The sequence below is a fragment of the Streptomyces sp. NBC_00878 genome (genome assembly GCF_026341515.1).
Lineage (GTDB): Bacteria > Actinomycetota > Actinomycetes > Streptomycetales > Streptomycetaceae > Streptomyces.
On record NZ_JAPEOK010000001.1, the window covers coordinates 314,644 to 327,717 of the forward strand.

The window sequence follows — 13,074 nt, forward strand, 5'->3', positions numbered from 1 at the left end:
CTCGGCCCGCGGTACGGCGAAAATCCCTGCCGTGTGACGAGTCCCGCACCGGTACGCACCCTCCACGGGCGTGGACGGCGCCACCGGCCCCGGACGGGCCCGGGGCCGCGGCGCGGGGTCAGACGTCGGTGGGCAGGCCGCTCACCTCTGCGATGCCGCGCAGTTCCTCGTCCTGCCGGTGGCGTTCGCCGATGAAGTCGGCGATCTCCCTGCACCGGGCCGGATCGGCCGCGGTACCGGAATCCGTGACGACCCTGACGGGTCCGACCTCGTCGGTCTCGATCTCGACGATCTGGTTGTCCAGGCGCCCCGTGACGGCGACCGCCACGACGAGGGACGCCTCGTCACGGATCTCCTGCGAGACGCTGTCACCGTCCGCGCCGTCCAGACTCAACTCGATCGGCCCAGCGCGTTGCTCCTGCATCGCCTCCAGCACTGGCTCGACCATTCGGAGCAGCATGGCGTAGTCCGCCGGGGACATACGCACACGCAGCAGGTCGAGGTAGAGGTCCACGGGCCTGCCTTCGGGCGGAATCTCTGATTCGCTCATGGGACTCGACTTCCCCGATGTGGGCAACATGATCGCATCTGGGCCCAAAATGGTGGATCTCAGCGCTCGCCGCCACTCGGGGACCGGCCCACACCCTGCCTATGCGCCGCGGCGCACCCGGGCGGCTTTGCGCGCCTCGGCCGTCTGGCGGGCCTCGGCGGTCCGGCGGGACTCCCCGCCGGCGCGTCCCGGGCGGGTGCCCATGCCGCGGAAGGGGGCGCCGCCGCGCTGGGGCCGCTCCGTGACCGGCGCGCTTCCGTTGACGGGGATGCCGGAGGGCGTGCGGGCACCGGTGATGCGGCTGAGCTCGGCCTCGCCCGAGCGGACCTGGGTGATCTGCGGCCTGATGCGGGCGTCGGACATCAGACGGGTCATGTCGCGGCGCTGATTGGGCAGCACCAGCGTGACGACGCTGCCGGACTCCCCGGCGCGGGCCGTACGGCCGCCGCGGTGCAGGTAGTCCTTGTGGTCGGCGGGCGGGTCCACATTGACGACGAGGTCGAGGTCGTCGATGTGGATGCCTCGGGCCGCGACGTTGGTCGCCACCAGCACCGTGACCTGGCCGTTCTTGAACTGGGCCAGAGTGCGGGTGCGCTGGGGCTGCGACTTGCCGCCGTGCAGCGCCGCGGCCTTCACACCGCTGCCCAGCAGGTGCCGGGTGAACTGGTCCACGGCGTGCTTGGTGTCCAGGAACATCAGCACCCGGCCGTCGCGGGCGGCGATCTCCGTGGCGGTGGCGTGCTTGTCGGCGCCGTGCACGTACAGCACGTGATGCTCCATCGTGGTGACCGTGCCCGCCGACGGGTCGACCGAGTGGACCACCGGGTCGTGGAGATAGCGGCGGACCAGGAGGTCGATGTTGCGGTCCAGGGTCGCCGAGAACAGCAGCCGCTGGCCGTCGGGCCGTACCTGGTCGAGCAGCTCGGTGACCTGGGGCATGAAGCCCATGTCCGCCATCTGGTCCGCCTCGTCCAGGACGGTGATCTCCACCCGGTCCAGGCGGCAGTCCTTGCGCTCCACGAGATCCATGAGCCGGCCCGGAGTCGCGACGACGACCTCGGCACCGGCCCGCAGCGCGCCGGCCTGCCGGCCGATCGACATACCGCCGACCACGGTGGCCAGCCGCAGCTTCAGCAACCGGGCGTACGGAGTCAGCGCGTCGGTGACCTGCTGGGCCAGCTCACGCGTGGGAACCAGGACCATCACCAGGGGTTTCCTGGACTCGGCACGGCGCCCGGCCATGCGTACGAGGAGTGCCAGGCCGAAGGCGAGGGTCTTGCCCGAGCCGGTGCGCCCGCGGCCCAGGACGTCACGGCCCGCGAGGGAGTTCGGCAGTGTGGCGGCCTGGATCGGGAACGGCTCGGTCACACCCAGGCCGGTGAGCGCTTCCAGCAACTCGGCCGGGAGGCCCAGTTCACTGAAGGACGCCACCGCGGGCAGGCCCGGGGTGATGGTGACCGGGGGCGTGAACTCCCCCTGCACCGGTGAGGGACGGCGTCCATTGCCGCCCGACCGGGTGACGGGTCGCCCCTGCCGCTGCGGGCGGGGGCGGCCCTTGGAAAAACCATCGTTCGTGCGAGCTGATCGGTTCACGAAGAACCTTCCTCGATAGGGCACGTATCGAGGAATTCTCGGCGTACGGAAGCCGAACGAATTGCAAGAACGAGCCGAATGTAAGACCAGAGCAAACCGGCCGTACCGATGTGAAACATGAAAACAGTGCGAGCCAGGGACCAGCCCTGGAAAATCAGCAAACTGGGGCCCCACCGTGAGGTGGGACCCCAGCTGCTTCAAACGCTTCGACGTCAGGCGGGCGTGATGTTCTCCGCCTGCGGGCCCTTCTGGCCCTGCGTGATGTCGAAGTTCACCTTCTGGCCCTCCTGGAGCTCACGAAAGCCCTGGGTGGCGATGTTCGAGTAGTGGGCGAAGACGTCCGGTCCGCCGCCCTCCTGCTCGATGAAGCCGAAGCCCTTTTCCGAGTTGAACCACTTGACGGTTCCAGTAGCCATGTCATTTACCCTTCGGGGCAGTACCCGGGGGTCCGCACCGTGTGGACCCCTGCGTAGCCGCAATGAACCCGTCCGGAAAGAGCGCCGGAAATACAAAAATGCCTGACGATATCAAATCGCCTGAGGCACTTGAAGTGTGCGGGAACTACAATTGCAACTGGATCAAGAGTATCACGGCGGGCCCAGCTGGCAACGGCACACCCACCCCTTTCGGAACACCCCTTGACAAGAGATCGCGAGCTCATCCTGCGAGAGGCCGCGGACGGGGAGGTCAGCACAGGAGTCCGGTACCGGACTCTGGAAACTGACGGTCCGTCAAGTTACGCTCCGGGCATGATTCCCACGGTGGTCTGGGGTACCGGCAACGTCGGCCGCGCGGCCATCCGCGCGGTCGAGGCTCATCCCGCGCTCGAACTCACGGCCGTGCTCGTCCACAGCCCCGAGAAGGTCGGCCGCGACGCGGGCGAACTCGGCGGCCTCGACCGCGGCCTGGGGATCGCGGCGACGAGCGACATCGACGCGGTACTGGGCAACGGCCCCCGGGCCGTCGTGTATGCCGCATCCGGCGATCTCCGGCCCGACGAGGCCCTGGCCGACATCGGCGCGGCGGTCCGGGCGGGTGCCGTGGTCGTCACCCCGGCGCTGTATCCGCTCTACGACCAGCGGAACGCCCCTCCCGAGTTCCGCGAGCCCGTGCTCTCCGCCATCGCGGACGGCGGAGGATCACTGTTCGTGTCCGGCGTCGACCCCGGCTGGGGCAACGACGTACTGCCCCTGCTGATGAGCGGACTCGGTACGGTCGTCGACGCCGTCCGCTGCCAGGAGATCTTCGACTACTCCACGTACGAGCAGGAGGAGTCCGTACGGAACCTGGTCGGTATGGGGCACCCGATGGACTACGAGCCCCTGATGCTCGCCCCGTCCGTCCCGACCATGGTGTGGGGCGGGCAGATACGGCTGATGGCGAGGGCCCTCGGCGTCGAACTCGACGAGATCCGCGAGACCATGCACCGACGCGCGCTCGACACCACGGTGAGCACCCGGACGATGGGCGAGTTCGCGGCCGGCACCCAGGGTGCGGTGCGGTTCGAGGTGCAGGGCTTCGTCCAGGGTGAACCCCGCCTCGTCATCGAGCACATCACCCGGATCCATCCGTCCTGCGCGCCCGACTGGCCGTCGCCGCCCGGCGGCGACGGGGCGCACCGCGTGATCATCGAGGGCCGTCCGCGTATCGAGATCACCGTCGAGTCGACCGACGAGGGCGAGAACCGGTCGGCCGGCGGGAACGCCACCGCGGTCGGCCGGCTGGTCGGCGCGATCGACTGGCTCGTGGATGCCGAGCCCGGACTCTACGACGCCCTCGACGTCCCCCTGCGCCCGGCGGTCGGAAGGCTGGGAAGACTCGGAAAGCTCGGAAACGAGTGACGCCGATACCGCTCCCCGCGTCGGCACTCGCGAGGGCGCGCCTCCTGCCCCGACCGAGGCCGGGAACGCAGCCGAAGAAGTAAGGAGTTCCGGATGAACGTCGACATCCCCGAGGGCAAGGACCCGATCGAGTACGTGTGGGGCGAGATGGTCCCGGGTATCGGGCCCGCCGCCGCGAACTTCTCGCTGTCCGTCTACTCCCATACGACCCTGGGGCTACGCGAGTTCGAGGCCGCGCGGCTGCGGATCGCGCAGATCAACGGCTGTCTCTTCTGCCTCGACTGGCGGACGGAGCGGGACGGACACAAGGTCGAGGACGGGTTCGCCGACGCGGTGGTGGGGTGGCGTACGACCGACGCCTTCGACGAGCGCACGCGCCTGGCCGCCGAGTACGCGGAGCGGTACGCACTGGATCACCATGGCCTCGACGAGGAGTTCTGGGGCCGGATGGCCGCCCACTACAACCAGACCGAGATCGTGGAGTTGACCATGAGCCTCGGCTCCTGGCTGGCCTTCGGGCGGCTCAACCATGTGCTGGGGCTGGACACCGTGTGCGTACTGCCGGGGCATTGAGGTGCCTGACTGGCCTGTCGGGCACGCGGGCCGGCGTCAGGGACCGGGGTCAAGGTCCGGCGTTCAGGGGCCGGGGCCCGGGTCCGGTTTCACGGCGTCGGTGATTCCGGCGCGGGCCGCTTCGAGCTGGGCGGCGAAGGCGACACCGAGGAACAGCGCGATGCCGGTGAGATTCGCCCACAGCAGCAGGGCGACGAAGGCCGTGAGCGGTCCGTACACGGCGCCGAAGGACCCGCTCCTGGCGACGTAGAGAGCCAGCAGCCAGGTGGCCGCGACCCACAGCACCAGGTGGACCGCCGAGCCGAAGGCGAGCCAGGTGTAGCCCGGCTGGTCCCTGCGGGGAGACCAGCGGAAGATCACCGCCGAGGCCACCCAGACGAACGCCACGCCCAGCGGCACGTCCAGCGGCCCCCACCAGTCGAGGCTGTCCCGCGACCAGCCGAGGGCCTGCACCACCGACTCCCCCACCGCGTCGCCCGCGACCAGGACGAGGAAACCGAGGACCATCGGCATGCCCGCGGCGAGGGCGAGCAGCAGGGACCGGCCGTACTTGGCCAGGAACGGGCGGTCGCGCTCGATCCCGTAGATACGGTTGGCGCCCCTTTCGACCTGGGCCATCGCCGAGGCCAGATTGAGCAGGGAGAGGGCCAGGCCCAGCCACATCGCCACGGCGCCCCAACTCCCGGAGCCGGCGCTGCGCTGTGTCTCGGCCAGGGCGTCCTCGACCAGGTCCGCGCTGGCGCCGGGCACGATCCGGCTGAGGGTGAGTTCGATGATCCGGCCGACGCTCTCGGTGTGGACGGTGGTGGCGACGCCCACCAGAGCGATGGTGAAGGGCACCAGGCCCAGGACGACTTGGAAGGCGAGCGAGCGTGCGTTGGTGAAACCGTCGGCGTAGCGGAAGCGGGAGAACGCGTCCACGAGCAGGTGACGGCCTCCGTAGTGCCGCAGGGCGGTGAGTGCCTCGTCGCCGGAGAGTTCCTCCCCGATCATGTCCCGCGTCTGCGGGACGTGCACAGCGGTCCCCATCGCCCACGTCTCCTCATGTCATTCGTCCGGCCACCGTTCGGCCACGGACCGCGAGCGGGCCCGTCGTACCGTCTCCCCGGTCGAAGAGAAGCCGGCCACCGGACCTGCGATATTCGGTGACTCCTTGTGATATTCCGGTGACTCCTTTCCGCGGAAGGACGGACGCGGTCCTTCGGAGGAGCCCCTGCCGTACCCGCGGAATTCTCGACCCCGACCGTGTTTGGACGGGCTTTGCCCGGTCAGCCGTAATAGTAGATCGCGCCGCCGAAGCAGTGCGGAGCGGCCATTCCGCAGGGCCCGCCGCGTGCTCTCGCCGCCGGCCCGCTTCCCTTCAGGTCTTTTCAGGCAAGGGTTTTCAGGCAAAGGAGCGAAGAATGTACGGGGAGCACCGGACGCACCCCATCGACATCGACACGGTGACGGTCCCGGACCGGCCTCAGGTACGGGGACCGCGCAGTCCGGCCGAGGTGCGCGAGGCGGTGAGGCACGCCTTCGAAGGCGCACGACGATCTCGCCCGCGCGACACCGCGGGCGGTGACGAGGCCGTCGGCGACGCCCTGCTCGTCGCCTCGGAGCTCACCACCAACGCGATGCTGCACGGCGGCGGTGTCACCCGGTTCGAGGTGACGCTCGACGACCGGGACGTACGCCTGTCGGTGAGCGACCGCAGCCAGGAACTGCCCAGATCGGTACGGCGCGTCGACGAGCAGGGGTTCATACCCGCCGGGGGCCACGGCTGGCCGATCGTCTGCCGCCTCTCCCGTGACATCACGATCTCGGAGCTCGACGCCGGAGGAAAGCGCATCACCGCCGTCGTACCGCTCGCGCCCCGGTAGGCCGCCCGCGCGGTCAGCGGATCTTGGCTCCGTACACGTGGGTGACCGTCATCGTCATGAGCACCCTGCGGTCGGACACCATCACCGACCGGTACTCGTCCCAGTCCGGGTGCTCCCCGGCGGCGAGGCGGTAGTAGTCCACCAGCGCATCGACCTCGGGACCGTGCGGGTCGGTCGACGGCCCGGTGAGGTTCGCCGTGCCCTCGGCCGTCGCCCATGACCCGCCGTCGGGGCTGGTGACCTCCAGGGCCGCTCGCGGGTCCCGGCGCAGATTCGCCGTCTTGGCTCGTCCCTCGGTCATCGAAACGTAGAGGACACCGGCCTCCCGGTCGTAGAAGGGCATGACGGGCGACAGCTGGGGGCGGCCGTCCGACTTGATCGTCGCGAGAACGCCGAGGCGGCTCTCCGCGAGCAGCGTGCGTGGGTCGAATGAGGTGGCGGTCATGTCCAGGGCCAAGTCTGGACAGCATGCCGGGTATTCCCGGCGAGGCCGGGCCGACGGCCGGTGTGCCGGAGTCGGCCCCGGCGTGATCGCGCGCCGGTGGACGCGTCGAGCCGGCACCGGGCTCACGTCAAGACCTCACGGCGCGCCAGGCACGCCCGGGTGGCAAGATGGGCCCCGGTGGAGCGACGCTGTCGCTTCGAGACGTAGGCGGGTGGCGCATCACGTAGGCAGGTGGCGCATGTCGCGGGAGCCGAGCGAGGTCTGGGAGCAGTTCGCCGTCGCCCTGGCGGAGATGGCTCGGGATCTGCTCGCCCAGGACTCGGCGCAGGGGACCTTGGACCGCATCGTGGAGCATGCGACGGTTCTGATCAACGGATGCGACGACGCGGGCATTCTCACCGTGCGGCGGGGTGAGGTGCATGCGCTGGCGGCGACCAGCGATCTCGTGCGGCGCGCGGACCGGATCCAGCAGGATCTGAGGGAAGGTCCCTGCTTCGACGCCGTGACGGACCGTCAGCAGGTGTACACCATCCAGGACTTGCGCCAACCCCATGAGCAGTGGCCGCGCTTCGCCCCTGAACTGAGCAAACTGGGCATGGGCAGCGCGATGGGCTTTCTCCTCTTCACCGAGGACGACGATCTCGGCGCCCTCAACGTGTACTCCCGGCAGCCGGGCACCTTCGGCGAGGCCGCCGAGCGTGCCGGCTGGATCCTCGCCTCGCACGCGGCCGTGGCCTTCTCCGCGGCCCGTACGCATCAGCAGCTCGACCACGCTCTGGAGACCCGTCACGAGATCGGCGAGGCCATGGGCATCCTCATGGAACGCCACGGACTGACCGAGGACACGGCCTTCAGGGTCCTCAAGAAGGCATCGCAGGACCACAACATCAAGCTGCGCGAGATCGCCCGCCGGATCTGCGAGACCGGCGAGAAGCCGGGCTGACGGCCTTGGCCGGGAGACGCGACCAGCCTCCGTCGGCCAAGGCGAGCGTGGGTCGGGTCGATTGGTGGGTCAAGTGGCGGCGCAGGGCGTGCCGTTGAGGGTGAACACGGCTGGAGTGGAGTTGGTGGTGCCCTTGCTGCCGATGAAGCCGACCGTGACCGAGCCGGCGGCGGGGATGGTGAAGGTGTACGAGGCCGGGGTGACGCTCACCGCGCCGCCGTTCTGGGTGGGGGTCCCGCCCCACATGTTGGTGACGGTCTGGCCGTTGGCGAAGGCGAAGCCGAGCGTCCAGCCGCTGATGGCGGTGGTACCGGTGTTGCGGATGCCGATCTCGCCCTGGAAACCGCCCGGCCACTCGCCGACGACGCGGTAGCCGACCGAGCAGCCCACACCGGGAGTACCGCCGCCCTCGTCGGTGGTGACGTTCACCGTGGCCGAACGGGCCGAGCGGTTACCGGCGGCGTCGCGGGCGTAGACGGCGAAGGTGTACGTCGTGTCGGCGGTCAGGCCGGTCACGGCGACCGAGTTGGTGGTGGAGGCGGCGACCGTGGTCTCGGAGCCGCCACCGACGCGGACGACGTCGTAGCCGGTGACGCCGACGTTGTCGGTGGCGGCGGTCCACGTGAGGGTGAGGGAGGTGGCCGCAACGGCGGAGGCGGTCGGGGTTCCGGGGGCGGTCGGGGCCTGAGTGTCGCCCGGGTTGCCGCCGCCGAAGACGGTCGCTTCCCGGGAGGTCTGGGCGATGCCGTTGACGCCGTTGAAGATGCGCTGCCCCCAGGGGCTGAGCTGTCGGGGATCGAAGCCGATCGCCAGGTCGAGGATCGGGTCGGTGTTGCCGCTCCAGGACCAGGCCAGGTAGCCGAGCTTCAACTGCTGCGCGGCCGCCATCATGGTGTTCTCGTCCGGGTCGCCCCACTGGTCGGGGGGTCCGCCGAACTCGCCGATGAGGATGGGCAGTCCGGCGTCGACGAAGGCGTTCAGGTAGTCGGTGATCTCCTGGGCGGTGTCGTAGACGCTGTACATGTGGATCGAGAAGATCAGGTTGCCGGTGGGGTCGGCGTCGTAGACAGACCGGGCGTTGGCTCGCATGACGCCTTGCCAGTCCTGACCCCAGTTGGGCGCGTCCACCATGATCGTGTGCTCGAACCCCGCGGTGCGCAGCTTCTTGATCGCGGCGATCGTGGGATCGGTCCAGCCGGCCGGATCGGTGTTGCCCCAGGGCTCGTTGCCGATGTTGACGATGACGTAGTTCTCTTCGCCGACGAGTACGTCCTTGAGTCCGATCCAGTAGTCGGCCGCGTGGTCGAGCGTGCCGGCCGCGGCATCCTCGCCGTATCCGGTGGTGTCGTGCACCTCCAGGACGCAGATGAGCCGGTTGGCCTTGCACTGGCCGATGACGCCGGCCACGTCCGCGGGGCTGTTCCTGCTCCAGCGGTGGCCGTCGGAGAGGACGACGCGGACGGTGTTGGCGCCGAGCGCCTTGATGTCGGCCAGCGACTGCGTCTCGCCCGGGTACCAGGTGTGGGCGTGGTTGACGCCGCGCATGACGAATTCGTTGCCGTTGCCTTCGAGCAGGCGGCCGTCGCTGATGTGGAGGCCGGCGGCGAGGGCGCCGGCCGGCTGGGGCTGGGCCGTCGCCGGACCAGGGACACCTAGAGCGACGAGCCCGAGGAGCCCGAGGAGGGTGAACAGTCGGGTCAGCAGGGCGGCGACGCGGGTCGTCCGAACCGTGATTCTCGTCGTGCTTCGTGTGGTGCTTCTTGTTGTTCTCACTGCGACTCCAGAGAGTGAGCGCCAAGAAACCTGAGCGACAGACGAAATATGGGAGCGCTCCCATACAGGCACTACGACAGGGGCATGTCAATACATCGGACGTCATGGCAGAGGAGGGGCGGCCTCGTCCTGGCCAACTAGGCCGCCCCTCCTCCTTGCGGTCACCCCATGCGCAGCAGCATCCCTGCGGGAGGCTGGTGTCGTGCAGGCCCAGGGGCCGGTAGACGATCTCGCGGAGCAGTTCCTCGTAGCGTCTGCCCGTCACGGCTTCGGCCATGAGGGCGACGGCGATGTTGTCCGAGTTCGAGTAGAGGTACTGGGAGCCGGGGCGGAACAGCAGACGCTCGTCACGGACGAAGTCGAGCAGGCGTCGCGAGTCGAAGTGACGACAGGGCCTAGCAGGCGCAGGAACTCCGGATCCCGGCTGTGGTCGGGCAGTCCGCTGGTGTGCTGCAGCAACTGCCGCAGCGTCACCGCCGCCCTGGCCCGTGGCAGGCGAGGCGGTCTCTTACCGATGGTGTCGTCCAGCTTCAGGGCGCCGCGCTGGACGAGACGCAGTGCCACGGCGCCGCTGTATGCCTTGCTCGCGCCGGCGGTCCGGGTGTGGTCGCGGGTTTCGATCGGTCTGCGGGTCGTCAGGTCGGCGACTCCGGCGCGCAGCACGCGGCGTTCGTCCCCGTCCTGCAGGAGGACCACCACTCCCGGCGGGCCCCCCGGAGCGGTGACCAGCCGGTCGAGTTGTAGCTGCAGGGGGTCCGGGGGGCCGTCGCCGGGGTTCGGGGTGGCCCGTGCCGCGGACCAAGCCGCGGTGTCCGTGTCGGGCGCGGACCGCGCCGCGGTGTTCGTGTCAGGCCCCCTCGGCCGGTTCGGCGGTCCATGTGACGTGTGGGGGTTCGACCCGTGCGCACAGGGGGCCGCCCCCTTCATCGGTCAGCCCGAGGCGTGCCACCAGCAGGCCGTCGCGAGCGGCCGCGGCGAGCACCTCGTCGGGGACGACGTCGAGCATGAGCTTGGCGCGGCGGAACATCGAGAAGACGCCGGACTCGTCGACCGTGCCCCACGACAGGTAGATGAACCGGCGGCCCAGACGGTCCTGCACGTAGGGGCCTTTGACGTCGGTGCCGGTCGGCGAGGTGACCGCGGTGCACTCCAGGGTCCAGGTCGCCGACGCGGCATCGCCGGGCTGCGGTTCGAGGAGTTCGGCCGGACGGTCACGGCGTTGGACAGCGACATGGATGTTGGCGTACGCCGGGGCGTTGCCGTCGGCAGAGACAGCGGCACGGGCAGGGGCAGAGGTCGCGGCAGGAGCGGGGCAGGTACGGCCGGGCAGGTCTACCGCGTCGATTCGGATGCGCATGCCGGTCATCATCCCGTCGTCGTCCAGCACCTGGTGCATTGAAAACCTCCGCGCGGTGGCGCACCCTGGGCGAACTGCTTCGACGGGGCAGGCAGAATTTCGGCTGTGCAGGCGGAGAGAGAAACTGTGCAGGCAAAAAAAGGAAGAGGGGAAGCGCCGAATGCAGCAGCCTGAGGATCAGCTCCTCGCGGACGCCCTCGGCAGTATCAACCCCGGTGGGAAGTTCGCCTCCCGGTTCCTCAGGAACGACATCAGCGAGTTCGACCGCGAGCTGCCGCTCGGTTTCGATCCCGCCCTCGAACGCGTCCGCACGATGCTCTTCGGGGTGGCCAATGGCGTGCACCCGGAGCTGGTGGCAGCGGCAACGGACCGCGTGACACTGCGTGTTCTGACGAGAGGCGGAGCCCTCAACATGAACCCGGTGGTGATCACCGTGAACGTGACTCGTGGCGGCGAGCGGACCACCACCCTCCATGTACGGGCGATCGCGAAGGAGGGCCTGATCAAGCAGCGGGCGGGGCAGAAGACGGCCGAGTGGATCGCCGTACTACTGGACGACGCAACCGGCTGAAGCCCATGAACGGCGTACGCAGGGGCAGCGGCACGCACCGGTGCGGCGGCGTACACCGGTGCAGCGGCGTACAGCAGTGCGCGCCCGCGCCGGAACCGCCGGCCGGGCGCGCAGTAGGTCACTTCACCGGCATCGCAAGATACTGGTACTCCAGGAACTCGTCGATCCCCACCCGGCCGCCCTCCCGGCCCAGGCCCGACTGCTTGACGCCGCCGAAGGGCGCGGCCGGGTTGGACACGAGCCCCGTGTTGAGGCCGACCATGCCGACCTCCAGCCGCTCGCTGACCCGCAGCGACCGGTCCAGGCCCCCGGTGAAGACGTAGCCGACGAGACCCCACGGTGTGTCGTTCGCCGCGCGGATCACCTCGTCCTCGTCGTCGAAGGTGAGGATCGCCGCCACCGGGCCGAAGATCTCCGTCTCCATCAGCCGACTGCCCGGGTCCACACCGGCCAGCACGGTCGGCGGGTAGAAACGGCCGGGGCCTTCCGGAGTGGCGCCGCCGACCAGCACCCGGGCGCCTCGCCCGACGGCGTCGGCGACCAGGTCCTCGACCTTGGCGCGGCCGGCGTCGTCGATCAACGGGCCCACGTCCACGCCTTCCTGGGTGCCGGGGCCCACGACGAGCGCCCCCATGCGTGCGGCGAGGCGCTCCGCGAACTCGTCCGCGACGGAGCTGTGCACGAAGAAGCGGTTGGCCGCCGTGCACGCCTCGCCCATGTTGCGCATCTTGGCGGTCATCGCACCGTCCACCGCGGCGTCCAGATCGGCGTCGTCGAAGACGATGAACGGGGCGTTGCCGCCCAGCTCCATCGAGGCGCGTACGACGGTGTCGGCACACTGGGCGAGCAGGATCCGCCCCACCTGCGTGGAGCCGGTGAAGGACAGCTTGCGGATGCGACCGCCTCTCAGGAGCGGCTCGACGACCTTGTCGGCCCGTGAGGTGGTGACGACGTTCAGCACGCCGTCCGGCAGACCCGCCTCCCGGAGGATCGCGGCCAGCGCGAGGCTGGACAGCGGGGTCTGCGGGGCGGGCTTGAACACCATCGTGCAGCCCGCCGCGATCGCGGGTCCGATCTTGCGGGTGCCCATGGCCAGCGGGAAGTTCCACGGCGTGATCAGCAGACAGGGACCGACGGGGCGGCGCGTCAGCAGCATCCGGTTGCGGCCGTCGGGCAGGGTGCCGTAGCCGCCCCCGTCGACGCGGACCGCCTCCTCGGAGAACCAGCGGAAGAACTCGGCCGCGTACGCCACCTCGCCGCGGGCCTCGGCCAGCGGCTTGCCCATCTCGGAGGTCATCAGCAGAGCGAGTTCGTCGGTGCGGGCGATGATGATCTCGTACGCGCGGCGCAGGATCTCACTGCGCGCGCGAGGTGCCGTACGGGCCCAGTCCTCCTGTGCCGCGACGGCGGCGTCCTCGGCGAGCCGGGCGTCCTTAGGCCCCGCGTCGGCGACGCGGCAGAGGATCTCGCCGGTCGCCGGGTCGTCCACGGGCATGGTGGCACCGGCTTCGGCGTCCAGCCACTTGCCGCCGAGGAACAGCTGTTTCGGTACGTCGTTCAGAA

General features: G+C 69.7%; 13 protein-coding genes and 1 pseudogene. 5 read left to right on the forward strand and 9 right to left on the reverse strand.

The genetic code is table 11. The features are described 5' to 3' along the window. Window positions 1-118 precede the first annotated feature (118 nt). From OHA11_RS01115 to OHA11_RS01125, 3 genes are all read right to left on the reverse strand, one after another. The gene (locus OHA11_RS01115) at window positions 119-550 is read right to left on the reverse strand and encodes a hypothetical protein (RefSeq protein WP_266491055.1); all 432 of its coding nucleotides are present in this window, start codon (window positions 548-550) and stop codon (window positions 119-121) included. Between the two features lie 99 nt (window positions 551-649). After that, window positions 650-2,143 carry a DEAD/DEAH box helicase gene (locus OHA11_RS01120; protein ID WP_266491056.1) on the reverse strand — a complete coding sequence of 498 codons (1,494 nt, stop codon included), beginning with the start codon at window positions 2,141-2,143 and terminating at the stop codon, window positions 650-652. A 212-nt stretch (window positions 2,144-2,355) separates the two neighbouring features. Continuing rightward, entirely contained in the window at window positions 2,356-2,559 is a 204-nt protein-coding gene (locus tag OHA11_RS01125; RefSeq protein WP_055614959.1) for a cold-shock protein, read from the reverse strand. Between the two features lie 333 nt (window positions 2,560-2,892). On the opposite strand from OHA11_RS01125, the gene OHA11_RS01130 reads away from it, so the two are divergent. After that, a complete protein-coding gene (locus OHA11_RS01130) occupies window positions 2,893-3,984 on the forward strand; it encodes a dihydrodipicolinate reductase (RefSeq protein WP_266491058.1) in 1,092 nt (363 codons plus the stop codon). A gap of 93 nt (window positions 3,985-4,077) precedes the next feature. After that, window positions 4,078-4,557, forward strand: coding sequence for a carboxymuconolactone decarboxylase family protein (locus OHA11_RS01135; protein ID WP_266491060.1), 480 nt, complete (start codon window positions 4,078-4,080; stop codon window positions 4,555-4,557). 63 nt (window positions 4,558-4,620) lie between these two features. Here the strand turns inward: OHA11_RS01135 and OHA11_RS01140 are convergent, their stop codons facing one another. Further along, window positions 4,621-5,586 carry a YihY/virulence factor BrkB family protein gene (locus OHA11_RS01140; protein ID WP_266491062.1) on the reverse strand — a complete coding sequence of 322 codons (966 nt, stop codon included), beginning with the start codon at window positions 5,584-5,586 and terminating at the stop codon, window positions 4,621-4,623. 374 nt (window positions 5,587-5,960) lie between these two features. Here OHA11_RS01140 and OHA11_RS01145 point away from each other — a divergent pair, with 374 nt between their 5' ends. After that, window positions 5,961-6,422, forward strand: coding sequence for an ATP-binding protein (locus OHA11_RS01145; RefSeq protein WP_266491063.1), 462 nt, complete (start codon window positions 5,961-5,963; stop codon window positions 6,420-6,422). A 13-nt stretch (window positions 6,423-6,435) separates the two neighbouring features. Here OHA11_RS01145 and OHA11_RS01150 read toward each other — a convergent pair whose 3' ends face one another. Continuing rightward, a complete protein-coding gene (locus OHA11_RS01150; RefSeq protein ID WP_266491064.1) occupies window positions 6,436-6,867 on the reverse strand; it encodes a PPOX class F420-dependent oxidoreductase in 432 nt (143 codons plus the stop codon). 238 nt (window positions 6,868-7,105) lie between these two features. Between OHA11_RS01150 and OHA11_RS01155 the strand changes: the two genes are divergently transcribed. After that, window positions 7,106-7,810: a GAF and ANTAR domain-containing protein gene (locus OHA11_RS01155; protein WP_266491065.1), complete on the forward strand. Its 705-nt coding sequence runs from the start codon at window positions 7,106-7,108 to the stop codon at window positions 7,808-7,810. Window positions 7,811-7,879: 69 nt separating this feature from the next. On the opposite strand, the gene OHA11_RS01160 is transcribed toward OHA11_RS01155, so the two are convergent. The 3 genes and pseudogenes from OHA11_RS01160 to OHA11_RS01170 form a co-directional block, all read right to left on the reverse strand. Then, window positions 7,880-9,544, reverse strand: coding sequence for a cellulase family glycosylhydrolase (locus tag OHA11_RS01160; protein ID WP_266506850.1), 1,665 nt, complete (start codon window positions 9,542-9,544; stop codon window positions 7,880-7,882). A 220-nt stretch (window positions 9,545-9,764) separates the two neighbouring features. Continuing rightward, a pseudogene (locus OHA11_RS01165) lies at window positions 9,765-10,333 on the reverse strand (serine hydrolase domain-containing protein); the annotation flags it as partial. A gap of 97 nt (window positions 10,334-10,430) precedes the next feature. Continuing rightward, window positions 10,431-10,952 carry a DUF5990 family protein gene (locus OHA11_RS01170; RefSeq protein WP_266506852.1) on the reverse strand — a complete coding sequence of 174 codons (522 nt, stop codon included), beginning with the start codon at window positions 10,950-10,952 and terminating at the stop codon, window positions 10,431-10,433. A 148-nt stretch (window positions 10,953-11,100) separates the two neighbouring features. Here OHA11_RS01170 and OHA11_RS01175 point away from each other — a divergent pair, with 148 nt between their 5' ends. Next, window positions 11,101-11,511, forward strand: a complete 411-nt coding sequence (locus tag OHA11_RS01175) for a hypothetical protein (RefSeq protein ID WP_266491067.1) — start codon at window positions 11,101-11,103, stop codon at window positions 11,509-11,511. A gap of 118 nt (window positions 11,512-11,629) precedes the next feature. On the opposite strand, the gene OHA11_RS01180 is transcribed toward OHA11_RS01175, so the two are convergent. Continuing rightward, window positions 11,630-13,072, reverse strand: coding sequence for an NAD-dependent succinate-semialdehyde dehydrogenase (locus tag OHA11_RS01180; protein ID WP_266506854.1), 1,443 nt, complete (start codon window positions 13,070-13,072; stop codon window positions 11,630-11,632). Between the last annotated feature and the right edge of the window lie 2 nt (window positions 13,073-13,074).

What these genes read in the sequence shown, in the direction of transcription:
- OHA11_RS01115 (WP_266491055.1), bottom strand. Translation starts at nt 550, where the DNA reads ATGAGCGAATCAGAGATTCCGCCCGAAGGCAGGCCCGTGGACCTCTAC.
- OHA11_RS01125 (WP_055614959.1), bottom strand. Translation starts at nt 2,559, where the DNA reads ATGGCTACTGGAACCGTCAAGTGGTTCAACTCGGAAAAGGGCTTCGGC.
- OHA11_RS01130 (WP_266491058.1), top strand. Translation starts at nt 2,893, where the DNA reads ATGATTCCCACGGTGGTCTGGGGTACCGGCAACGTCGGCCGCGCGGCC.
- OHA11_RS01135 (WP_266491060.1), top strand. Translation starts at nt 4,078, where the DNA reads ATGAACGTCGACATCCCCGAGGGCAAGGACCCGATCGAGTACGTGTGG.
- OHA11_RS01140 (WP_266491062.1), bottom strand. Translation starts at nt 5,586, where the DNA reads ATGGGGACCGCTGTGCACGTCCCGCAGACGCGGGACATGATCGGGGAG.
- OHA11_RS01145 (WP_266491063.1), top strand. Translation starts at nt 5,961, where the DNA reads ATGTACGGGGAGCACCGGACGCACCCCATCGACATCGACACGGTGACG.
- OHA11_RS01150 (WP_266491064.1), bottom strand. Translation starts at nt 6,867, where the DNA reads ATGACCGCCACCTCATTCGACCCACGCACGCTGCTCGCGGAGAGCCGC.
- OHA11_RS01155 (WP_266491065.1), top strand. Translation starts at nt 7,106, where the DNA reads ATGTCGCGGGAGCCGAGCGAGGTCTGGGAGCAGTTCGCCGTCGCCCTG.
- OHA11_RS01170 (WP_266506852.1), bottom strand. Translation starts at nt 10,952, where the DNA reads ATGATGACCGGCATGCGCATCCGAATCGACGCGGTAGACCTGCCCGGC.
- OHA11_RS01175 (WP_266491067.1), top strand. Translation starts at nt 11,101, where the DNA reads ATGCAGCAGCCTGAGGATCAGCTCCTCGCGGACGCCCTCGGCAGTATC.